Annotated in this window: 21 protein-coding genes; 9 read left to right on the top strand and 12 right to left on the bottom strand. The window is 69.6% G+C overall.

The window, feature by feature from the left end:
• Positions 1 to 17: 17 nt before the first annotated feature.
• Together DDF62_RS01830 and DDF62_RS01825 are read right to left on the bottom strand one after the other, a co-directional pair.
• Complete coding sequence (locus DDF62_RS01830; RefSeq protein ID WP_116487531.1) at positions 18 to 1,385, bottom strand: MATE family efflux transporter; 1,368 nt, start codon at positions 1,383 to 1,385, stop codon at positions 18 to 20.
• Positions 1,386 to 1,584: 199 nt separating this feature from the next.
• The gene (locus tag DDF62_RS01825) at positions 1,585 to 2,148 is read right to left on the bottom strand and encodes a nucleoside 2-deoxyribosyltransferase (protein WP_116487530.1); all 564 of its coding nucleotides are present in this window, start codon (positions 2,146 to 2,148) and stop codon (positions 1,585 to 1,587) included.
• A gap of 63 nt (positions 2,149 to 2,211) precedes the next feature.
• Here DDF62_RS01825 and DDF62_RS01820 point away from each other — a divergent pair, with 63 nt between their 5' ends.
• A complete protein-coding gene (locus tag DDF62_RS01820; RefSeq protein ID WP_116487529.1) occupies positions 2,212 to 3,012 on the top strand; it encodes a CAP domain-containing protein in 801 nt (266 codons plus the stop codon).
• A 195-nt stretch (positions 3,013 to 3,207) separates the two neighbouring features.
• Here the strand turns inward: DDF62_RS01820 and ilvC are convergent, their stop codons facing one another.
• Complete coding sequence (ilvC, locus tag DDF62_RS01815) at positions 3,208 to 4,227, bottom strand: ketol-acid reductoisomerase (RefSeq protein WP_116487528.1); 1,020 nt, start codon at positions 4,225 to 4,227, stop codon at positions 3,208 to 3,210.
• Positions 4,228 to 4,469: 242 nt separating this feature from the next.
• Positions 4,470 to 5,432, bottom strand: coding sequence for an RcnB family protein (locus DDF62_RS01810; RefSeq protein ID WP_116487527.1), 963 nt, complete (start codon positions 5,430 to 5,432; stop codon positions 4,470 to 4,472).
• Between the two features lie 104 nt (positions 5,433 to 5,536).
• Here DDF62_RS01810 and DDF62_RS01805 point away from each other — a divergent pair, with 104 nt between their 5' ends.
• The 7 genes from DDF62_RS01805 to DDF62_RS01775 all read left to right on the top strand — a co-directional run bounded on the left by DDF62_RS01805 (position 5,537) and on the right by DDF62_RS01775 (position 11,122).
• Positions 5,537 to 6,091, top strand: a complete 555-nt coding sequence (locus tag DDF62_RS01805) for a DUF924 family protein (protein WP_116487526.1) — start codon at positions 5,537 to 5,539, stop codon at positions 6,089 to 6,091.
• A gap of 79 nt (positions 6,092 to 6,170) precedes the next feature.
• Positions 6,171 to 7,115 (top strand): SH3 domain-containing protein, encoded by a 945-nt coding sequence (locus tag DDF62_RS01800; protein WP_116487565.1) that lies wholly within the window; start codon positions 6,171 to 6,173, stop codon positions 7,113 to 7,115.
• A 97-nt stretch (positions 7,116 to 7,212) separates the two neighbouring features.
• Positions 7,213 to 8,055 carry a thymidylate synthase gene (locus tag DDF62_RS01795; protein WP_116487525.1) on the top strand — a complete coding sequence of 281 codons (843 nt, stop codon included), beginning with the start codon at positions 7,213 to 7,215 and terminating at the stop codon, positions 8,053 to 8,055.
• Between the two features lie 39 nt (positions 8,056 to 8,094).
• Positions 8,095 to 8,613, top strand: a complete 519-nt coding sequence (locus DDF62_RS01790) for a dihydrofolate reductase (protein ID WP_116487524.1) — start codon at positions 8,095 to 8,097, stop codon at positions 8,611 to 8,613.
• Positions 8,610 to 8,981 (top strand): hypothetical protein, encoded by a 372-nt coding sequence (locus DDF62_RS01785; RefSeq protein WP_116487523.1) that lies wholly within the window; start codon positions 8,610 to 8,612, stop codon positions 8,979 to 8,981. The genes DDF62_RS01790 and DDF62_RS01785 overlap by 4 nt, the downstream gene beginning before the upstream one ends.
• A gap of 16 nt (positions 8,982 to 8,997) precedes the next feature.
• A complete protein-coding gene (locus tag DDF62_RS01780; protein ID WP_116487522.1) occupies positions 8,998 to 10,074 on the top strand; it encodes an NAD(P)H-dependent flavin oxidoreductase in 1,077 nt (358 codons plus the stop codon).
• 136 nt (positions 10,075 to 10,210) lie between these two features.
• Positions 10,211 to 11,122, top strand: coding sequence for an SMP-30/gluconolactonase/LRE family protein (locus tag DDF62_RS01775; protein ID WP_116487521.1), 912 nt, complete (start codon positions 10,211 to 10,213; stop codon positions 11,120 to 11,122).
• A gap of 183 nt (positions 11,123 to 11,305) precedes the next feature.
• On the opposite strand, the gene DDF62_RS01770 is transcribed toward DDF62_RS01775, so the two are convergent.
• The 4 genes from DDF62_RS01770 to DDF62_RS01755 all read right to left on the bottom strand — a co-directional run bounded on the left by DDF62_RS01770 (position 11,306) and on the right by DDF62_RS01755 (position 14,065).
• On the bottom strand, positions 11,306 to 12,397 hold the full coding sequence (locus DDF62_RS01770; RefSeq protein ID WP_116487520.1) for an NADH:flavin oxidoreductase: 1,092 nt from the start codon (positions 12,395 to 12,397) through the stop codon (positions 11,306 to 11,308).
• A 126-nt stretch (positions 12,398 to 12,523) separates the two neighbouring features.
• Positions 12,524 to 12,814, bottom strand: a complete 291-nt coding sequence (locus DDF62_RS01765) for a putative quinol monooxygenase (protein ID WP_116487519.1) — start codon at positions 12,812 to 12,814, stop codon at positions 12,524 to 12,526.
• Between the two features lie 131 nt (positions 12,815 to 12,945).
• Positions 12,946 to 13,245, bottom strand: a complete 300-nt coding sequence (locus DDF62_RS01760) for a hypothetical protein (protein ID WP_101716627.1) — start codon at positions 13,243 to 13,245, stop codon at positions 12,946 to 12,948.
• A gap of 124 nt (positions 13,246 to 13,369) precedes the next feature.
• Complete coding sequence (locus DDF62_RS01755; RefSeq protein ID WP_116487518.1) at positions 13,370 to 14,065, bottom strand: J domain-containing protein; 696 nt, start codon at positions 14,063 to 14,065, stop codon at positions 13,370 to 13,372.
• Between the two features lie 294 nt (positions 14,066 to 14,359).
• On the opposite strand from DDF62_RS01755, the gene DDF62_RS01750 reads away from it, so the two are divergent.
• A complete protein-coding gene (locus DDF62_RS01750) occupies positions 14,360 to 15,217 on the top strand; it encodes a hypothetical protein (RefSeq protein WP_116487517.1) in 858 nt (285 codons plus the stop codon).
• A gap of 79 nt (positions 15,218 to 15,296) precedes the next feature.
• Here DDF62_RS01750 and DDF62_RS01745 read toward each other — a convergent pair whose 3' ends face one another.
• The 4 genes from DDF62_RS01745 to DDF62_RS01730 all read right to left on the bottom strand — a co-directional run bounded on the left by DDF62_RS01745 (position 15,297) and on the right by DDF62_RS01730 (position 21,043).
• Positions 15,297 to 16,745 (bottom strand): GH1 family beta-glucosidase, encoded by a 1,449-nt coding sequence (locus DDF62_RS01745; RefSeq protein WP_116487516.1) that lies wholly within the window; start codon positions 16,743 to 16,745, stop codon positions 15,297 to 15,299.
• Between the two features lie 217 nt (positions 16,746 to 16,962).
• Entirely contained in the window at positions 16,963 to 19,638 is a 2,676-nt protein-coding gene (gene metH / locus DDF62_RS01740; protein WP_116487515.1) for a methionine synthase, read from the bottom strand.
• A complete protein-coding gene (locus tag DDF62_RS01735) occupies positions 19,635 to 20,036 on the bottom strand; it encodes a DUF4259 domain-containing protein (RefSeq protein WP_116487514.1) in 402 nt (133 codons plus the stop codon). Before DDF62_RS01735 ends, metH begins: the two co-directional genes overlap by 4 nt.
• Positions 20,037 to 20,038: 2 nt before the next feature.
• The gene (locus DDF62_RS01730) at positions 20,039 to 21,043 is read right to left on the bottom strand and encodes a D-alanine--D-alanine ligase family protein (RefSeq protein ID WP_116487513.1); all 1,005 of its coding nucleotides are present in this window, start codon (positions 21,041 to 21,043) and stop codon (positions 20,039 to 20,041) included.
• Positions 21,044 to 21,051: the final 8 nt, after the last annotated feature.

Raw genomic sequence — 21,051 nt, 5'->3', positions numbered from 1 at the left:
TCCCAGAGGGAGAAGGATCAGCCCCGCTTATCCAGCATCCGATACCGCCCCAGCAGCATCGCCGCCGCCGCGAAGCTGGTGACGATCACCGACCAGACGATGCCGTCCAGGCCCATCTTCATCGGCAGGGCCAGCCACCAGGCCAGCGGCCCCATGATCAGGGCGTAGGCGACCATGTGGGTGGCGGCCGGGATCCAGACCTCTCCCCGCGCCCGCAGCGCCTGGGCGCAGACCACCTGCACGGCGTCGGGCACCAGGAACAGGCAGGTCAGCACCAGCGCCGGCGCGATCAGGGCGATGGCGGCCGGGTCGGCGGTGTAGGCGCCGGCCACCAGGTGGCGCAACGGATAGAGCAGCAGCGCCACCACCAGGGCGAAGACGGCGGTGACGCCGAAGGATATCCAGCCGGCCCGGCTCATGCCCGCCGGGTCACGCGCGCCGTGGGCGCGGGCCACCTGCACGGCCGTGGCCGTCGCCAGGCCCAGCGGGACCATGAAGATCACCCCCGCCACGTTCAGCACCACGGCCCAGGCCGCGACGTTCAGGCCGCCCAGCCAGCCGGCCACCAGGCTCATGCCGGCGAAGGCCGAGACCTCGAACAGGTTGGAGCTGCCCGCGCCGTAGCCGACCCGGCGCTGCTCCTTCTCGGCCGCGCGGTCGCGCACCGGCTTGTCGAACACGCCCATGGCGCGGGCGTCCTTCAGGCGCACGATCACGATCACCAGCATGATGGTGAAGGCCGTGCGGGCGACGAAGGTGGCCCAGGCCGCGCCCACCGCGCCCAGGGCCGGCAAGCCCATGACGCCGGGCACCAGCAGCAGGTTGACCGCCAGGTTGATCAGGTTGGCCACCCACATGTTGACCGTCACCAGGCCCGGCCGCCCCAGACCCTCGAGCCAGAAGCTCAAAGCGACGCTCAGGGCATAGGGCGTCAGCGACAGCGAGAACACGATCAGCGGCGCGGTCGCCCCGTCGGCCAGGGCCTTCTCGATGCCGACGTGGTGCAGCAGCGGCGGCGCGGCCACGGCCAGCAGCACCGAGCCGGCCAGGCCCAGCCAGAAGGCGTAGACCACGCCCCGCCGCAGCACCGCCCCGGCCTCATGCGGCCGCCCGGCCCCCATGGCCCGCGAGCCCATCACCTGGGTCCCGACCAGCAGGCCGACGGTCACGGTGACGAACACCGAGGTCGGCGCCCAGGCCATGGCGTGGAAACCCAGCTGCTGGGCCGAGAAGTGGCCCACGACGATGGCGTCGGTAAGGCCCATGACCATGATCCCCAGGCGCGACAGCACCACCGGCCCGGCCAGGCGCAGCAGTTCGATCAGGTCTGTGACGATGACGCCGCGCGACTTCCCGGAAGCCGGCGCGGCCGCGGGACGCGACATGGGGTTGGCCTTTCAAAACGGGGCCGGAAGGTGGCTGATGCCCATCGATTGGGCAAGGGGCGCCTCTAGATCCTCACCCGGAAGGGGGGAGCTATCGGCGAAGCCGACGGAGGGGGACGTGACCTGTGAACCAGCCGCCGTCCCGCCACCAGAAGGAACTTTCCCCCTCCGCCCCTCCTCCCCCTTCAGGGGGAGGATCTCATTCCGCGTACAGCCGCAGCGCCTGCAGGCACATCTCCAGCCCCGTCAGGTCGTGCAGCGGATCGGGCGTGACGATGACGAACAGCCGCCGCGCCTCGGCCCACAGCATCACGCTCTCGGGCAGGCCCAGGTCCTCGACCATGCAGCCGTTCTCGTCGCGCCAGACGCCGTCCTCGCCGCGCTCGGCGCCGACCAGCACGTCGACCCGGTCGACATACTCGGCCAGGCTTTCGTCCTCGACATTGAGATAGGCGAACACCGGCCTGCCCAGCCCGGCCAGCACACCGGCCTCGAAGGCGACGCCAGTGTCGCAGGACGCCCCCCGCCAAGGGGTCAGGTTGACGATCGCCGCATCGACCTGACGCAATTGGGCCATGCGGTCCATGTAGAGTTCACGGGCCTGGATTTCGGAGCTGAAGTCGTCGCCCGGCGCGGCCTGGCCGCCCGAGAACGGCGTGAAGCCCGCGTCCAGGCACAGGGCCTTGCGGCGCAGGTCTTGAGCTTGGGCGTCAGGGAGCCAGGCTTCGGGGCCGGCCAGCCAAAGGGAACGGACAGGTCGCATCCGGCCTTAGAGCGGGCGACCGGCCCGACCTGTCAACCGTCTTGGAGATCGAACCGTCCGCCGATGACCACCCTGTCCCGCCGCGCGACCCTGGTCCTGGGCGCCGCCGCCCTGACCGCGCCGAGCCTGGCCGCCGCCGCTTCGGCCCAGCCCTTCCTCGCCTACGAGCGCCGCCTGCGCGACCAGCTGGCCGTCCGCCGAGGCGATTTCGACGCCGATTTCGAGCGTGAACTGCTCGACCAGGGCGACGCTTTCCGGGAGGCCCGGGGCCTGTCGCCCCTGCGTTTCGATCCTGGCCTGGCCCTGGCCGCCCGCGCCCATGCGGCCGATATCGCCCGCAGCCAGATCTACGACCACATGACCCGCGAAGGATTCGGCCCGGCCGCGCGCGTGGGCCTCCTGGCCCGCGACCTCGTCGGCGCCCCGGCCGAGAACATCGCCATGCGCCGCAACGCCGCCGGCCAGGTTCGGCCCGACCAGATCATGGGCCAGTGGAAGACGAGCCCAGGCCACCGCGCCAACCTGCTGGCGCCGGGCTTCACCCATGTGGCCTACGCCGCCCTGCGCGAAGGCCCGCAGGTCATCGCCGTGGGCGTCTATGCCGAGGTCTCCGCCCGCCTGGCCGCCCCCGCCCCGCTTCGGGCCCAGAGCGTCGAGGCCATCGCCGCGGCCCTGTCACGCGCCAGCCCCCGCATCGACCAGTTCTCGCTGTCCGAACCCGGCGGCGACGTGCTGACCCAGACCTATGTCGAGCGCCCGCAGCCGGTGAACATCCCGCCCGGCGCCTGGCAGTTGCGCCCTCACCTGTCGAGCGGCACGCACAAGTACCAAGTGGCCTGGGGCCCGGTGTTCGTGCTGGGCTAGGTGCGTTGGGGCCGTGCGTCCTTCGAGGCTCACCTTCGGCTCGCACCTCAGGATGAGGGAGGTCATTGCGCTATTCCCTCATCCTGAGGCGCCCGTGCAGCGGGCCTCGAAGGACGCAATGACGCCTAATCCCCAAACGAAAAACGGCGGGCCCTTGCGAGCCCGCCGTCGTCCGTTCAGCCGTGAGGCCGACGCTTAGTTCTTGGTGACGTCCACCAGCTTGTTCTTGGCGATCCACGGCATCATGCCGCGCAGGCGCGCGCCGACTTCCTCGATCTGATGCTCGGAAGCGCGACGGCGGGTCGCCTTGAAGGACGGCTGGCCGACGGCGTTTTCCAGCATGAAGTCGCGCACGAACTTGCCCGACTGGATGTCTTCCAGCACGCGCTTCATCTCGGCCTTGGTCTCGGCGGTCACGACGCGCGGGCCGGTGACGTACTCACCGTACTCGGCGGTGTTCGAGATCGAGTAGTTCATGTTGGCGATGCCGCCTTCGTAGATCAGGTCCACGATCAGCTTCAGCTCGTGCAGGCACTCGAAGTAGGCCATTTCCGGCGCGTAGCCGGCTTCAACCAGCACTTCGAAGCCGGCGCGGATCAACTCGACCGTGCCGCCGCAGAGGACGGCCTGCTCGCCGAACAGGTCGGTTTCGCATTCCTCGCGGAAGTTGGTCTCGATGATGCCCGAGCGGCCGCCGCCGATGGCCGAGGCGTAGGCCAGGCCGAGGTCGAGGGCGTTGCCGGTGGCGTTGTGGTGCACCGCGATCAGGCAGGGCACGCCGCCGCCCTTCTGGTACTCGCCACGGACGGTGTGGCCCGGGCCCTTCGGGGCGACCATCAGCACGTCGATGGTGTCCTTCGGCTCGATCAGGCCGAAGTGGACGTTCAGGCCGTGGGCGAACAGCAGGGCCGCGCCGTCACGGATGTTGGGGGCGATGTCGTTCTTGTAGATCGCGGCCTGGTGCTCGTCCGGCGCCAGGATCATGATCAGGTCGGCCCAGGCGGCGGCTTCGGCCACCGACATCACCTTCAGGCCTTCGGCTTCGGCCTTCTTGGCCGAGGGCGAACCCGGACGCAGGGCGACGGCCACGTTCGGCACGCCGCTGTCACGAAGGTTGAGGGCGTGAGCGTGGCCCTGGCTGCCATAGCCTACGATGGCGATCTTCCGGTCCAGGATGCGGGCGAGGTCGGCGTCGCGGTCGTAGTAGACGCGCATGATTTCTTCTCCAGGACTGGTCAATCTGCCCGCCTCACGCAATCTGAAAGCGGGAAAGGCGGGCGTTTGAGCGTTTTTTTGCCGCCTCGTCAAGGCGGGGGGCGCCCCGAGCGACGTTCGGCGACGCTTAAATACCGCGAGTGAGGCGAAAAAGCCCTCCCAAAGGCAGGCCGCCGGCCCCGAAAACGAAAAGGCCGCGCCTCGGTCAGGAGACGCGGCCTTCGGTTCGGAGCGGTCGCCGCCTACCAGAAGAGGTCGTAATAGACGCTCAGCACCTGGCCCGACCAGACGTCCACCAGGACGGCGTCGCTGCCGACCCGCACCCATTCGCAGCCGATCGGCGGCATGGGCAGGCCATAGCGGAACCAGTCGAGGTAGTAGTAGCTGGAGTACCAGCCGCCCGGCAGGTAGTCGCCGAAGCTCCAGCGGTTCACGTACCAGCCCCGCGGATAGCGATAGGCCGGGACGCGATAGCGCTGGGGCGCGCGGTAGCTGGGCCGCCAGCGACGCTGGTCGTACTGCGGACGACCGTTGTCGCGGTCGCGCCAGCGCTGGTCGCCGGGACGCGAGCCCGGGCGGTCCCGGTCACGGTCGCGATCGCCGCCCTGCCAGCCGCCGCCGGGACGGCCGCGGTCGGGACCACGGTCCCCACGGTCGCCCTGCCAACCACCATTGGGACGGTCGGGACGCTCGCCGCCGGGACGGTTGGGGCGGTCGGGGCCGCGATCGCCGCGGTCCTGCCCGCCCTGCCAGCCGCCGTTGGGGCGGTCGGGGCGGTCGCCACGATCCGGACGCTCGCCGCGATCGGGACGGTCACCACGATCGGGACGGGCGCCGCCCGGGTTGCGGTCCTGGCCGCCTTGCCAGCCGCCGCCGGTGGGGCGGTCGGGGCGGTCGCCCCTGCCCTGCCAGCCGCCGCGATCGCCGCGGTCAGCCTGCGGAGCCGACGGCGCCGGACGAGCCTCGGGGGCGCGCGGCGCCTGGGGCGCGGAATCGTTCACGCGACCGCCGCCGCCGCGCCAGCCGCCTTCCTGGCGGTCGCCGCGGTCGGCGCGTGGGCCACGATCCGGACGGTCGCCGCGATCACCGCGGTCGCCGCGCTCGTTCTGCTGCTGCATCGCCAGGACCGTCGCGGCGGAGCCGGCCTGGGCCGCCGCGCCGCCCGTCAGCGACAGGATCATCGCGACGGTGATCAGACGTTTCATCTCTTGCTCCAAGGGGCCTTGCGCCGGCCCGTGGCTCATCCCTTGATCACAGTGTCGCGCTTGGCGCATGAACCGCAATTGAACGAAACCCGCAGGAGAAGGCCATGGCCGCCCGACCGCAGGACATTCTGGGCTTCTGGAGCGAAGCCGGCCCCAGGCGGTGGTTCGAGAAGAACCGATCCTTCGACGAGGCGATCCGCCTGAAGTACGAGCCGACCCACCACGCGGCCGCCCGCGGCGACTACGATTCCTGGGTCGAGACCCCCGAGGGCTCGCTGGCGCTGATCATCGTGCTCGACCAGTTCCCCCGCAATCTCTACCGCCGCAGCGGCCACGCCTTCGCCACGGACGGCAAGGCCCGCGCCGTGGCCCGCGCCGCCATCGCCAAGGGGCACGACACCGCCGTCGTCCCGGAACTGCGCTATTTCTTCTACCTGCCGTTCGAGCACTCCGAATCCCTGGCCGACCAGGAGCTGTGCATCGAGCTGTGCGCGGGCATGCAGGCCGACACCGGCGACGAGGACGCCATGAAGTGGGCGATCATCCACCGCGACATCATCGCCCGCTTCGGCCGTTTCCCGCACCGCAACGTCGCGCTGGGGCGGGAAACCACCCCGGCCGAGCAGGCCTTTCTCGACGAAGGCGGGTTCGCCGGTTAGGCGAGCTTGGCTTGCGTGCAATCGATACTGTAGTGTCCGCGCGGAATTCGAAGGGGCCTGGAGGGCGCTGTCTATGTCGATGAAGAAACTCATGCTCGCGGCGAGCGCGATGATTTGCGTCGCCGTTCCGGTCGAAGCCTTCGCTCAGGCCAAGCCGACCAAGGCCCAGCAGATGCAGACCCAGGCCCAGGCCGAAGTGCCGCGCTGCACCCGCAAGCTGGGCACCCTGTCGATCATCGACGGCGACGATCCGCGCGGCTGGACCCAGTATAATCTGGCCTCGCCGCAGAAGCTGCTGCGCGCCATCGTCCAGAAGTCGGGCTGCTTCAACCTGGTCGACCGGGGCGCGGGCCTGAACGCCGCCCAGATCGAACGCAACATCGGCGGCAATCTCGGCCTGCAACGCGGCTCCAACGTCGGCCAGGGCCAGATCAAGGCGGCCGACTACGTGCTGGTCGCCGAGGTCCAGGCCAGCGACAGCAACGCCGGCGGCGGCGCGGTGGCCGGCGCCATCGGCGGCCTGATCGGCGGTCGCGCCGGCGGCCTGATCGGCGGCATCAAGACCAAGAAGCTGGAAGCCAACACCGTCCTGTCGCTGACCAACGTCCGGACCACCGAGACCGTGGCCGTGCAGGAAGGCTACGCGGTGAAGAACGACATCGGCTGGGGCGCGGGCGGCGGCATCGGCTTCGCCGGCGCGGTCGGCGGCGGCTACGAAGACACCGAGATCGGCCGCATCATCACCCTGGCCTTCATCAACAGCTACTCGAAGATGGTCGGCGAACTGGGCCTGGTCGGCGACAGCGCCGCCTCGGCGCAGGCCGCCCCGACCAAGTCCTTCGTGGCCACCCGCGTCGTCAACATGCGCGCCACCCCGGTCGCGGCCGGCAAGCTGATCCGCGCCCTGCCCGCCGGCGCCATCGTCTACCCGACCGGCAAGAAGCAGGACCTGTGGTGGGAAGTCGCCGACGAGAACGACAACGTCGGCTGGGTGCTGAACACCGGCCTGGAGCCGGGCAAGTAAGGCTCGCCTCCACCTGAACGAGAACGCCCCGCCGGCTCGCCGCGCGGGGCGTTTTTGTGATTGGCCACGGGCTCGATTCGTCGCGATTGTGCGGCCCATGACCACCGCCGTCCTCGACGCCCCGAAAGCCGCCGCCGCCGACCATCCCGAGCGGCAGTACCTCGCCCTGCTGGCCGACATCCTCGACAACGGCGTCGAGCGCGGCGACCGCACGGGCACCGGGACCAAGGGCGTGTTCGGCCGCCAGATCCGCTTCGACCTCGCCAAGGGCTTCCCGGTCCTGACCACCAAGAAGCTGCACCTGCGGTCGATCATCATCGAGCTTTTGTGGTTCCTGAAGGGCGAGACCAACATCGCCTATCTCAAGGACAACGGCGTGCGCATCTGGGACGAGTGGGCCGACGAGAACGGCGAGCTCGGCCCGGTGTATGGCAAGCAGTGGCGCTCGTGGGCGGCCCCGAACGGCCAGTCGATCGACCAGATCGTCAATCTGGTCGAGGGGCTGAAGACCAATCCCAACAGCCGCCGGCATATCGTGTCAGCCTGGAACCCGGCCGACGTCGAGGACATGGCCCTGCCGCCCTGCCACTGCCTGTTCCAGTTCTTCGTGGCGGATGGAAAGCTGTCCTGCCAGCTCTACCAGCGCAGCGCCGACGTATTCTTGGGGGTGCCGTTCAACATCGCCAGCTACGCCCTGCTGACCCTGATGGTGGCCAAGGTCGTCGGCCTGCAGCCGGGCGAATTCGTGCACACCTTCGGCGACGCCCACCTCTACCTGAACCATCTCGACCAGGCCCGCGAGCAGCTGACCCGCGAGCCCTACGCCTTCCCGACGATGAAGATCGCCGACAAGGCCGACCTTTTCGCCTTCGAATACGAGGACTTCACGCTGGAAGGCTACGAGGCCCACCCGCACATCAAGGCGGCGGTCTCGGTCTGAGCTTCCGCTAGCGACGGCGGGCCGCTAAGACTCGCCGTCATGACCGCCCCCATCCTCACCGTCGGCCCCGTCGCCCGCTCGCTCAACGGCGTCATCGGCCGCGACAACGACCTGCCCTGGCGTCTGAAGTCGGATCTTCAGATGTTCAAGGCCGCCACCCTGGGCAAGCCGGTGATCATGGGCCGCAAGACCTGGGACAGCCTGCCCAGGAAGCCCCTGCCTGGCCGCCTCAACATCGTGCTGACCCGCGACCACAAGTTCGAGGCCGAGGGCGCGGTGGTCTGCGACACCTGGTCCGAAGCCGTTCAGATCGGCAAGGAGCAGGCGGCCGAGGACGGCGTCGAGGAGGTCTGCGTGATCGGCGGCGCGGCCCTGTTCGAGCTCGCCCTGCCCCGCGCCAAGCGGATTTACGTCACCGAAGTCCAGGCCGAGGTCGAGGGCGACGTCGCCTTCCCCGCCTTCGACGAAAGCGCCTGGACGGAAGTACGCCGCGAGGAGCGCCCCGCCGGCGAGGGCGACGACTTCCCGTTCGTCTTCCGCGTACTGGAGCGCAAGTGAGCGCCCTGCTGGCCGCCTTCGTCCTGGCCCAGGCGGCGTCCGCGACGCCGCCGCCCGCCGACGCGCGCCAGCACGCCCGCGACAAGGCCGCCGAGATCGTCGTGCTTCAGGTCAGGCATGTGGGCGTGCCGCGCGGCGTGCGCGGCAACTGCTTCGTGGCGGCCACCGTGGTCCGCGCCGAGCCGGGCGTGAAGCTGAAGGTCGGCCGAAACTTGCGGCTGTCGGTTCCCTGCGCCGCCCCTGGGGCCAGCGGTTCGGACGTCGAGCACGGCGTCGACCAGGCCGCCCTGCGGCGCTCCAGCTACGGTCGCGCCTTCTTCGACGAGCGGTTGAAGCTGATCGCCTACGACCTCTTCGACCTGAACTGAGAGCGCGGAGCCCCGGATGAGCGCCTGGACCGACCGCCGGCTGATCGACCTGCTGGGGATCGCCGCCCCCGTCCTCCAGGCCCCGATGGCCGGCGCCACCACCCCGGCCATGGCCATCGGCGCGGCGCGCGGCGGCGGCCTGGGGTCGCTGGCCTGCGCCCAATATGCGCCCGACCAGGCCCGGGCGGCGATCGGCGAGTTCCGCGCCGCCGTCGACGCGCCCCTGAACCTCAACTTCTTCGCCCACACGCCGCCCGCCGCCGATCCCGCCCGCATGTTGGCCTGGCGGGCGCGCCTGGCGCCCTACTATGTCGAGGCAGGCCTCGATCCGGCCCCGCCGCCGCCGGCCGGAGGCCGCGCCCCCTTCGACGAGGCCTTCTGCGCCCTGGTCGAGGACCTGCGGCCGCGGGTGGTCAGCTTCCACTTCGGCCTGCCCGAGCAAACCCTGCTCGACCGCGTGCGGGCCACGGGGGCGAAGATCCTGTCCTCGGCCACCACCGTCGCCGAAGCCGTCTGGCTCGAAGCCAAGGGCGTCGACGCCGTCATCGCCATGGGCGCCGAGGCCGGCGGCCACCGCGCCACCTTCCTGCCCGGCCATGGCGAGGCCATTGACAACCGGCTAGACACCGCCAGCCAGCCCGGCCTCTTTTCCCTGCTGCCCCAGGTGGTCGCCGCCGTCGCCGTTCCGGTGATCGCCGCCGGCGGCATCGCCGAGGCGCGCGGCGTCGCGGCCGCCCGGGCCCTGGGCGCGGCCGGGGTGCAGGTCGGCACGGCCTACCTCTTCACGCCCGAGGCCCAGGTCCCGCCGGCCCATCGCGCCGCCCTCGACGAGGCCCGCGACGACAACACCATGATCACCGACGTCTTCACCGGCCGCCCAGCGCGGGGCGTGGCCAACCGGCTGATGCGCGAGGTCGGGCCGATCGGCGGCGAGGTCGTGCCGCCCTTCCCCCTGGCCGGCGGGGCGCTGGTCCCCTTGCGTCAGGACGGTGCCAACGGCGACTTCACCAATCTCTGGGCCGGCCAGTCGGCGCGCCTGGCCCCGCGCGGGCTCAACGCGGAAGACCTGACCAGGCTGCTGGCTGACGCCTGAGTGGGTTGCGGCCCGGTTCAAACGAACGTTTACTCGACTTCCAGGCGTCCGTTCAGAGACGTCCATCAAGCGTGACAGCCGAAAGCGTAAGCGGTTTCGGCGCCCGTCGCGCGCCAGAAAATGGGAGCGAGACGACATGGACCTGACCCTCGTCGCCGAAGGCCTGCAGTTTCCCGAAGGCCCGGTCGCCATGGCCGACGGCTCGGTGCTGCTGGTCGAGATCCAGCGCCAGACCCTGACCCGCATCACGCCGGAGGGGAAACGCGAGACGGTGGCCGACCTGCCCGGCGGCCCCAATGGCGCGGCGATCGGCCCGGACGGCGCGGTCTACGTCACCAACAACGGCGGCAGCTTCCAGTTCTTCGACATGGGCGGGCTGAACATCCCCGGCCCCACCCCAGCCAGCTACGTGGGCGGCTCGATCCAGCGCGTGGACCTGGCCACCGGCGCGGTCACCACCCTCTACGAGGCCTGCGACGGCAAGCGCCTGGTCGGGCCCAACGACCTCGTCTTCGACCGCCAGGGCGGCTTCTGGTTCACCGACCACGGCTGCTCGACGCCGGACGGCCGCAGGTACGGGGCGCTCTACTACGCCAAGACCGACGGCAGCCACATCGTGCGCCTTCGCGACCACCTGATCTCGCCCAACGGCGTGGGCCTGTCGCCCGCCGAGGACGTCGTCTACGTGGCCGACACCATGCTGGGGCGGCTCTGGGCCTTCGACGTCGTCGCGCCCGGCGAGCTCGCCCCGCCCGCGCCGCTGCAGCCCGGCCGCGTGGTCTGCAACCTGCCGGGCTATCAATTGCTCGACAGCCTGGCCGTCGAGGCCGACGGCCGCGTGTGCGTGGCGACGATCATCAACGGCGGGATCACGGCCTTCTCGCCGGACGGTGCGACCGAGCACGTGGCCGTGCCGGACGTGATCACCACCAACCTCTGCTTCGGCGGGGAAGACATGCGGGACGTGTGGATCACGGCGTCCGGGACCGGAAAGCTGTGGCGTGGGCGGTGGGAGCGGCCGGGGCTGAAGCTGAACTTCAACGCCTGAAATCCTCCCCTGAAAGGGGGAGGTTTCGCCGAAGGCGACGGAGGGGGAAGCGCGGAACACTTCGGCCGCCGAGAAAGCTGAAAACGTCCCCCCTCCGGCCCTCCGGGCCACCTCCCCCAGAGGGGGAGGATCCTCCTTATGGCGGAGCTGTCGCGGAGCGACTGAGGGGGCCGGCGCAGGCGGCTAGTAAAGAACCCCCAGCGCCTCACGGCTGAAGCTTTGCAATTCGTCGTTCCGTCCCTCGCGGATCTTCACCACCCACTCGGGATCCTGCAGCAGCGCGCGGCCCACGCCCACGAGATCGAACTCGCCGCGGTCCAGGCGCTCGAGCAGGCCGTCGATCGAGGCCGGCTGGCTGCCCTCGCCGCCGAAGGCCGCGATGAACTCGCCCGACAGGCCCACCGATCCGACGGTGATGGTCGGGGCGCCGGTCAGCTTCTTGGTCCAGCCGGCGAAGTTCAGGTCGGAACCCTCGAACTCCGGCTCCCAGAACCGGCGTTGCGAGCAGTGGAAGATGTCGGCGCCGGCGTCGGCCAGCGGCTGCAGCCAGGCTTCCAGGGCCTGCGGCGTCTCGGCGTTCTTCACCGCATAGTCCTGCTGCTTCCACTGCGACAGGCGGATGATCACCGGATAGTCGGGGCCGACGGCGGCGCGGACGGCTTTCAGGATCTCGGCGGCGAAGGCGCTGCGCTCGGCGATGGTCGGACCGCCGAAGGCGTCGCCGCGCAGGTTGGTGCCGTTCCAGAAGAACTGATCGATCAGGTAGCCGTGGGCGCCGTGCAGCTCGATGGCGTCGAAGCCCAGGCGCTTGGCGTCGGCGGCCGCCGTGGCGAAGGCGGCGATGGTGTCGGCGACGTCTGAGTCGCTCATCGGCTCGGTGAACTGGCCGCCGCCCGCCTTGGACACGCCCGAGGGGCTGTCGACCTTGCCCAGTTGCGCCGGGCCCTTGGCCGAGCCCACGTGCCACAGCTGCGGGGCGATCAGGCCGCCGGCGGCGTGCACCTCGTCGACGACCTTCTTCCAGGCCGCCAATTCCTTCTCGCCGTGGAAGCGCGGCACGTTGGCGTCGTTCAGCGAGGCCGGACGGGCCACGCCCGTGCCCTCGGTGACGATCAGGCCGACCTGCGCCGCCGCGCGGCGGGCGTAGTAGGCGGCCACGTCGTCGGTCGCCACGCCGCCGGGCGAAAACGAGCGGGTCATCGGCGCCATCACCACCCGGTTGGGCAACTTCAGCGACTTGAATTCGAACGGCTTGAAAAGAGAGTCGAGGGCCATGGGGGCGCTCCGGGAGACGGGAGGTTTCGGCAGCAAGTTAAACGGTCGTTTTCAGGCCCGCGCCATGCAGAAAAACTGCAACGGTTGCGGTTATCCGGCATAGCCCGGGGGGCTTGAAAACGCCCCCTACTCCACCGCGTCGAGATATTCGATCTCGGGCCGCCCAGCCAGGAAAGGCGCCATGGCCGCGCCGGCGGCCTTGAAGTAGTCGGTCCCGCCGTGGTGCTTCAGGGCGTCGGCCGAGGCGTAGAGCTCCAGCACCTTGTAGGCGCCGGCCTCGGTCTTCGACCTGGTCAACTGGTAGACGATCGCGCCGGGCTCGTTGGCCTTCACCTTGGCCGCCAGGTCGAGGAACACCGCCTCGAATTCCGCCGTCTTGTCCGGCTGCACCTTCAGGCTCGCCACCACGCCGATCATGCTCATCCTCCCAACGCTTGTTTGAATGCACGGTGGACGAGGTTGAGCCGCGGGGCAAGCACCAACGAAAAACGCCGCAACGGCCTCTCGGCGGTCACGGCGTTCAAAACTCAATGGAGAAGGATGGCGCTTTAGCGCCGCTCGTTCCAGCCGTAGGCGACCCACGAATGGCCGCCGACGTTGCGGGCCTCGATCAGGTTGGGATCGGCGGAAGCCTTGGCGCGGGCCTGGCGGCGTCCGCGAAGGGCGAAAGCCGCGAGGCCGAGCAGCGCCGTGGCCATGAAGCCGACCACCACCAGGGTCGCGGCGAACACCACCGCCACGATGGCGGCCACCGAGACCGCGATCGCCGTGGCCACGCCGCCGACCACCGCGGCCAGACCGCGCCAAGCCGAAGAGTGCGTCGCGCCGATGTTCGCGCCCAGGGTCATGGTCATCGTCGTCCTCGATCGGCGCCGGGGCGCCCAGAATCTCCGTCCTCGCCCCTTAGGTTGGCTCTGGAGGTCTGAACGTCAACTGAACACCCATTGGGTTCAATCACAAAGACTTTTCCGTTCAACCCGCGGCGGCCAGCCCGAGTTCCCGCCGCTCGCGCATGACGGTGCTGAAAGCCGCGTTGATCGCCGCGGCCTTGGCCTCGGCCACCTCGATGAACTCGGCCGGCAGGCCGCGCGCCCGGGCCCGGTCGGGGTGGGCGTCAGACAGGGCCGACTTCCAGGCCTTGCGCACCACCTCGTCCTCGGCGTCGGCCGGCACGTCGAGGATCACGTAGGGATCGTCGGCGCCCGCGCCCAGGTGAGTGGCGCTGAGGCGGCGGAAGGCCAGCGGCGACAGGCCGAACAGCTCGGCCACCCGTTCCAGGTAATCGAGCTCGTCCTGGGTCACGGCGCCGTCGGCCTTGGCGATGTGGAACAGGCCGTCGAGCACGTCCTCCAGCAACTGCGGGCACGAGCGATAGCGCTTGGCCAGCCGCTTGGCGTAGCTCTCGAAGCCGTGCGTGGTCTGGCGGGCCAGGTCGTACAGGCGGTGGATGTTCTGCTCGGAGGCCGGGTCGGGATGGAAAACCTGCGAGAAAGCCTCGAACTCGTGGCCGTCGGCGCTGCCGTCGGCCTTGGCGAGCTTGGCGCCCAGCGCCGTCACGGCCGTCGAGAAGGCCGGATCCTGCCCCGGCGGCCCCGGGGGACATTCAGCGCATTCCGCCAGGTCCAGCCGACGGGCCGCGATGCTTGCGATGTTGCGCCAGAAGGTCATGCGGGAATTCTAATGTCGGCGGGTCTCGGAAGATACGGATCCGGACAGCGCCAGGATGCCGCACCGGAAGCGCCTTCTAGCATACGCATCGCACGCGACCCACCCGGCGATTGCTGCATCGCACATGTAAACTTGTTCAGAATTGTCGCCATCTTCGGAGCCATCCGGCGTCTGCGTCGTTATGGCTGAGCTTGGCGCGCGACTTTGACCATTCGGCGCCATGCTGAGGTCCCAATGCGGCCCGAAATGATCTAGTCAGCTCTACTGACGCTACCGAAAAGGATTCCCGGCCGTATGGCGACCGCCCTTCTCTTCGCTCTCGCCCTGATGGCGCAGGACGCGCCCGTGACCACCGCCGCCCCTCCCCCGCGCACCCAGCCGGCGGCCACGCCGCCGACCGACGAGTACGGCTACATCGCCTGGTGCTACGGCGCGCTCAGCGGCTATGTCGACCTCTACGACAAGGTCATGCCCGAGGTGACGCGGATCGAGAAGGCCTTCCCCGGCCCCGACGGCGCGGCCGCGGCGCTGAAGGAATATCCGGCGATGCGCATCCAGGCGCGCTCGGACCTTAAGACCTACGGCTCGGCCATCACCGCCGCCGAGAAGGCCAGCCCGCGCCCGATCTCCGAATACGGCGCCGGCGCCATGAAGAAGGGCCGCTCGATCTGGGGCGGTTCGGAAGCCGTCGACAAGGCGCGCCTGGCCCAGGTGTGGATGAGCTGGTCGCCGCCCGGCGACTGCGAGACCCGCGCCAAGACCCTCGAGACCAAGTCCAACCTGCTGGGCCAGGCCCTGAACTACAACGTCAAGAGCGCCGTGCCGGTCGAGCCGCAGGCCGCTCCGGCGCCCGAGCCGGAAGCCGCCCCGCCGCCGCCGGCCGAAACGCCCGTCGAGGCGCCCGCCCCGGCCAAGATCGAGGCCTCGGCCCCGCCCGCGCCCAAGCCGGCGGTCCAGAAGCCCGTCGCCAAGCCGGCGGCCAAGCCCGCCTCCACGGCCGCCAAGCCGCTGGCGCCGATCGGCTCGACCCCGGCCAAGCTGCCGGCCAGCCGCGAGATCATCATCGACCCGGCCAATCCCCAGGCCTGCGCCGGCAGCCTCCTTCCCGCCAAGCGCGGCGGCAAGGACGTGCTGATCTGCAAGCCGGACTGACCCTCAAGTCGCTCTTCTCCCGTCATTCCCGCCACAAGGGCGGGAATGACGGGGAGGATAGTAACAAGACGCTCTTCATCTAAGGCGCCGTCGGCAGGACCCCGCTCCGCGCCAGGCCCGAATACCAGCCGTACGAGGCCTTGGGCTTGCGCGCCCCGCTCGTGCGGTCGTGGCTGACCAGGCCGAACTTCGAGCGATAGCCCAGCGCCCATTCCCAGTTGTCGACCAGGCACCAGGCGAAGAAGCCCTTCACCGGCGAGCCAGCCTCCATGGCCGCCTTCACCGCCTGCAGGTGGCGGCGCAGGAAGGCGATGCGGAAGGTGTCGGCCTGGATCGCCCTGCCGTCGCCGAACGGATCCGAGCAGCCGTTCTCGGTGACGAATACCGGTGGGTTGCCGTACTCGGTGCGCAGCCTCGCCAGCACCTCCAGCAGGCCCGACGGATCGACGTGACGCCCGAAGGCGTCCAGCTCGACGCCGCGCGGCGGATCGGCCGGCTTGATCCGACCCGGCGACAGCGGCGCCAGGCGCATATAGGCCGGCGCGTAGTAGTTCACGCCCATGAAGTCGACCCGCTGGCGGATCGTGGAAAGATCCTCCGAACGCACGTGGTCGCCCAGGAACTCGTTCATCTGGTCGGGATACTCGCCCTTAAGCAGCGGATCGAGCCAGGCGCGGTTCCACAGCGCGTCCAGGCCGTCCGAGGCCAGCCGGTTCCAGAACGCCAGGCCGCCGCCCGCGGGCCGGCAGGGTTGCAGCGCCAGGGTCGTGCCGATCGACAGGTCGCCGTGCGCGGCGCGCAGGGCCTGGATCGCCATCCCTTGGGCGAGGTTCATGTGGTGGGTGACGGGCCCCAGCAGGGCCACGTCCTTGAACCCCGGCGCGTGCTCGCCGGTGACGTGGCCAAACACCGTGTGCACCGCCGGCTCGTTCAGCACGATGATCTTCTTGAGCCGGTCGCCCAGCCGCTCGCCGATCAGGGCGGCGTAGTCGGAAAAGGCCTTGGCGCTGTCGCGCGCCGCCCAGCCGCCGCGATCCTGGATCGCCTGCGGCAGGTCCCAATGGAACAGCGTGGCGTAGGGCGTCACGCCCTTCTCCAGCAGGCGGTCGACCAGGCGGCTGTAATGGTCGATCCCGGCTTGCGCGACGCCCCCCGCCCCCGTCGGCAGCACCCGCGACCACGAGATGGAGAACCGGTACGCGCCCATTCCCGCCCCGGCCACAAGGTCGACGTCCTCGGCCCAGCGGCGATAGCTGTCGGTGGCGACCTTGGCGTCGGAACCGTCGATGATCTTGCCCGGCTGGTCCTGGAACAGGTCCCAGACGCTGGGGCCGCGCCCGTCGGCGGTCGGCGAGCCCTCGGTCTGGAAGGCCGCGCTGGCCGTGCCCCAGACGAAATCCTTGGGAAAGTCCCGCGACTTCGGCTTCACGTCGCCGCCCTTAGGCCCAGCGCATCCCGCCAGCCCCGCCGCCGTTCCCCCCACCGCCAGCGCGCCCAGCGCACGGCGGCTCACCCCGCTCCCGTCCATCGCCCCACTCCCCCAGGGTCATTCGTTGGGGAGAGGATGACCTGAAAGCGCAGGACTTGGCCAGAGCAGCCAGATCCTCCCCCTGAGGGGGGAGGTGTCGGCGAAGCCGACGGAGGGGGATGTAACTAAAGAGAAGTGAGAAGAACCGCCGTCAGCGGAACTTTCCCCCCTCCGGCCCTTCGGGCCACCTCCCCCTTCAGGGGGAGGATTTCGGTCCTTAAGCCGCCTCGCCTCGCGCCCGCGCGTGCGGGTCGTAGTTGAGGATCGGAGAGAGCCAGCGCTCGGTCGTGGCCAGGTCCCAGCCCTTGCGGCGGGCGTAGTCCTCGACCTGGTCGAAGTCGATCTTGCCAACCCCGAAATAGTGGCTCTGCGGGTGGCTGAAATAGAGGCCCGACACGGCCGCGCCGGGGCTCATGGCGAAGCTTTCGGTCAGGGCCATGCCGGTGGCGGCCTCGGCGTCCAGCAGCCGGAACAGCGTGCCCTTCTCGGTGTGGTCGGGCTGGGCCGGATAGCCGGGGGCGGGACGGATGCCCTGGTACTTCTCGGCGATCAGGCGATCGGCGTCGAAGCCCTCTTCCGGCGCGTAGCCCCACAGTTCGACGCGAGCCTTGTGGTGCAGCCACTCGGCGAAGGCTTCGGCCAGGCGGTCGGCCAGGGCCGAGGCCATGATCGCGCTGTAGTCGTCGCCGGCGTCCTTGAACTTCTTGACGATCTCGTCCTCGCCATGGCCGGCGGTGACGGCGAAGCCGCCGACATAGTCGGCCGGCCCGCCGACGGGCGCGACGAAGTCCGAAAGGGCCAGGTTGGCCTTGCCCGCGCCCGGGCCCTTGTCGATCTGCTGGCGCAGGGTGTGCAGGCGGGCGATCTCGACGTTACGGGTCTCGTCCGAATACAGCACCACGTCGTCCTCGACCGCCTGGGCCGGCCAGAAGCCGATCACGCCCTTGGCCCCGAACCACTTCTCGGCGATGACCTTGTCGAGCATGGCCCGGGCGTCGCGATAGAGATCGCGGGCGGCCTCGCCGACCACGTCGTCTTCCAGGATCTGCGGATAGCGGCCGATCAGCTCCCAGCTGGCGAAGAACGGCGACCAGTCGATGAACGGCTCCAGCTCGGCCAGGCTGGGTTCGAAGGTCCGCGCGCCGGTGAACAGCGGCTTGGGCGGCTCATAGCCCTTCCAGTCGATGGCGTACTTGCGCTTGCGGGCCTCGCCGATGGCGGTGCGAGCCTTGACCGTCTGGCCGCGCGCGTACTGTTCGCGCACCTTGACGTACTCGGCGCGGGTGTCGGCCATCACCCGGTCCTTCTCGGTCGGCGACAGCAGCGAGGAGACCACGCCCACCGCCCGGCTGGCGTCGACCACATAGGTGGTCGGGCCACGGCGATAGGCCGGCTCGATCTTCACCGCCGTGTGGGTGCGGCTGGTGGTGGCGCCGCCGATCAGCAGCGGGATGTTGAAGCCCTGGCGCTCCATCTCGGCGGCCACGAACACCATCTCGTCCAGCGACGGGGTGATCAGGCCCGACAGGCCGATCATGTCGACCTGGTGCTTCTTGGCCTCGTCGAGGATGCGGTCGGCGGGCACCATCACGCCCAGGTCGACGACCTCGTAGTTGTTACATTGCAGCACGACGCCGACGATGTTCTTGCCGATGTCGTGGACGTCGCCCTTGACGGTGGCCATCAGCACCTTGCCGGCGGCCTTGCGCTCCTGGCCTTCCTTCTCGGCCTCCATGAACGGCATCAGCCAGGCCACGGCCTGCTTCATGACGCGGGCCGACTTGACCACCTGGGGCAGGAACATCTTGCCCGCGCCAAACAGGTCGCCGACGACGTTCATGCCGTCCATCAGCGGGCCTTCGATGACGTGCAGCGGGCGCTCGGCCGCCAGGCGCGCCTCTTCGGTGTCGGCCTCGATGAACTCGGTGACGCCGTTGACCAGGGCGTGGGTGATGCGCTCACCCACCGTGCCCTCGCGCCAGGCCAGGTTGACCTGCTGGGCCGCGCCCTTCTCGCCCTTGTAGCCGGGCGCCATGTCGACCAGGCGCTCGGTATTGGAGATGTTGGTCCGCTGCGGGCGGTTGAGGATCACGTCCTCGACGGCCTCGCGCAGCACCGGGTCGATGTCGTCATAGACCGGCAGGTCGCCGGCGTTGACGATGCCCATGTCCATGCCGGCGTTGATGGCGTGGAAAAGGAACACCGAGTGGATCGCCCGGCGCACCGGCTCGTTGCCACGGAAGCTGAACGAGACGTTCGACACCCCGCCCGAGATCCGGGCGTAGGGGCAGCGGGCCTTGATCTCGCGCGTGCCCTCGATGAAATCGACGGCGTAGTTGTCGTGCTCCTCGATCCCCGTCGCCACGGCGAAGATGTTGGGGTCGAAGATGATGTCCTCGGGCGGGAAGCCGACCTTGTTCACCAGGACATCGTAGGCCTTGGTGCAGATCTCGATCTTGCGGGCGGCGGTGTCGGCCTGGCCGACCTCGTCGAAGGCCATGACCACCACGGCCGCGCCGTAGCGCAGGCACAGCTTGGCCTGCTCGATGAACTTGGCCTCGCCTTCCTTCATCGAGATCGAGTTGACGATCGCCTTGCCCTGCACGCACTTCAGGCCGGCCTCGATCACCTCCCACTTGGAGCTGTCGATCATCACCGGCACGCGGGCGATATCGGGCTCAGCCGCCATCAGGTTCAGGAAGGTGACCATCGCCTGCTCGGAGTCGAGCAGGCCTTCGTCCATGTTGACGTCGATGACCTGGGCGCCGGCCTCGACCTGCTGGCGGGCGACCGACAGGGCCTCGGCGAAGTTGCCCTCGACGATCAGCTTCTTGAACTTGGCCGAACCGGTGACGTTGGTCCGCTCGCCGATGTTGACGAAGACAGGTCTCATTGGGATGCGCTCAGGATATTCTGCAGGCTGGCGATGTGGGTCAGCCACGCATCGTGCGCGTCGCCTTCCTGCCAGAGTTCGTCGATTTCGGAAGCGGGGGCGACCACGCGGGCCAGGGCCGCGCGCGCCAGCGGGACGAGGCCCTCGGGCGGGGCGCCCAGGGCGTCCTTGAGGCCGCTCTGGTCGTCAGGCAGCACGGCGACGTCGCCGATGCAGGCCGCCACGATGGCCGCGGCGGCCACGGCCATCTCGCCCTCGGGCGCTTCCAGATAGCCCACGGCCTTGGTCACGTGCTCGAGGATGCGCACCACCGTGCGCCAGTCCGGCGCCTGCGCCAGGTCCTCGATGAAGTCGGCCGCCTCGTCATTGTCGAACGGTCCGTTGTCCCAGGCGCTCATGATCAGGCCGCCGTCACGGTCTGCTTGGCGCGGGCCTCGGCAAGGGCCAGCTGGCCGCGCAGGAACTCGCCGAACTCGATCCCCTGCGCCTTCAGCGCCTTGGGATACAGCGACGAGGCCGTCAGGCCCGGCAGGGTGTTGGTTTCCAGATAGACGAGGCCACGGTCGGAGACGATGAAGTCCGAACGCGAATAGCCGCGGCAGCCCAGCGCCTTGTGAGCCTTCAGGGCCTGATCCTGCAGGGCGGCGTTGACCTCCGGCGCGAAGGTCGCCGGGCAGATCTCGACCGTGTCCTTGGCCAGGTACTTGGACTTGTAGTCGAACTTGCCGGCCGACGGACGGATCTCCACCGGCGGCAGGGCGATCAGCTCGCCGCTGGCCAGCTCCAGCACGCCGCAGGTCGATTCCAGCCCCTGCACGAAGGGTTCGAGGAGGTAAGGCATCTCCTTGGCCGCCTCGGCGACGGTCGCCAGATCGGCGGGGCCGTCGACGAAGATCAGTCCATAGCTCGAGCCGTCCTCGGCCGGCTTGGCGATCAGCCGGCCATAGTCGGCCAGCGCCCCCTCGGCGCCCTCCAGGAAGATGCTTTCGGGAACCGAGACGCCGGCCCTGCCGACGACTTCCTTGGCCAGGATCTTGCCGAAGGCCAGGCGGCTGGCCTCCGAACCCGAGCCGGTGAAAGCCACGCCCCTGGCTTCGCACAGCGCCTGCAGGCCGCCGTCCTCGGCGAAGCCGCCGTGCAGGCTCAGCAGCAGAACCCGGTCCTCGCGGACGGCCAGGTCCAGGGCCGCCTCGATGTCGCCGATCGGCGCGCCTTCGGTCGGCAGATCCAGTTCGAACGGGCGCTCATGGCCCAGCAAGACGTCCTGGGTTGCGACATAGACCCAGCCGTCCGGGGCCCAGAACCAAAGATCGGCTTCCGGCAGGGTCCGCGACAGGCCCTGGGCGCTGGCCACGGCCACGAGACGCTCGCGGCTGGGGCCGCCGAAAAGGATGGTGGTGCGCATCGTCTCGT

Origin of the sequence: Caulobacter radicis (assembly GCF_003094615.1) — a bacterium.
Classification (GTDB): Bacteria; Pseudomonadota; Alphaproteobacteria; order Caulobacterales; family Caulobacteraceae; genus Caulobacter; species Caulobacter radicis.
This window is presented reverse-complemented; position numbering and strand designations above follow the sequence as displayed.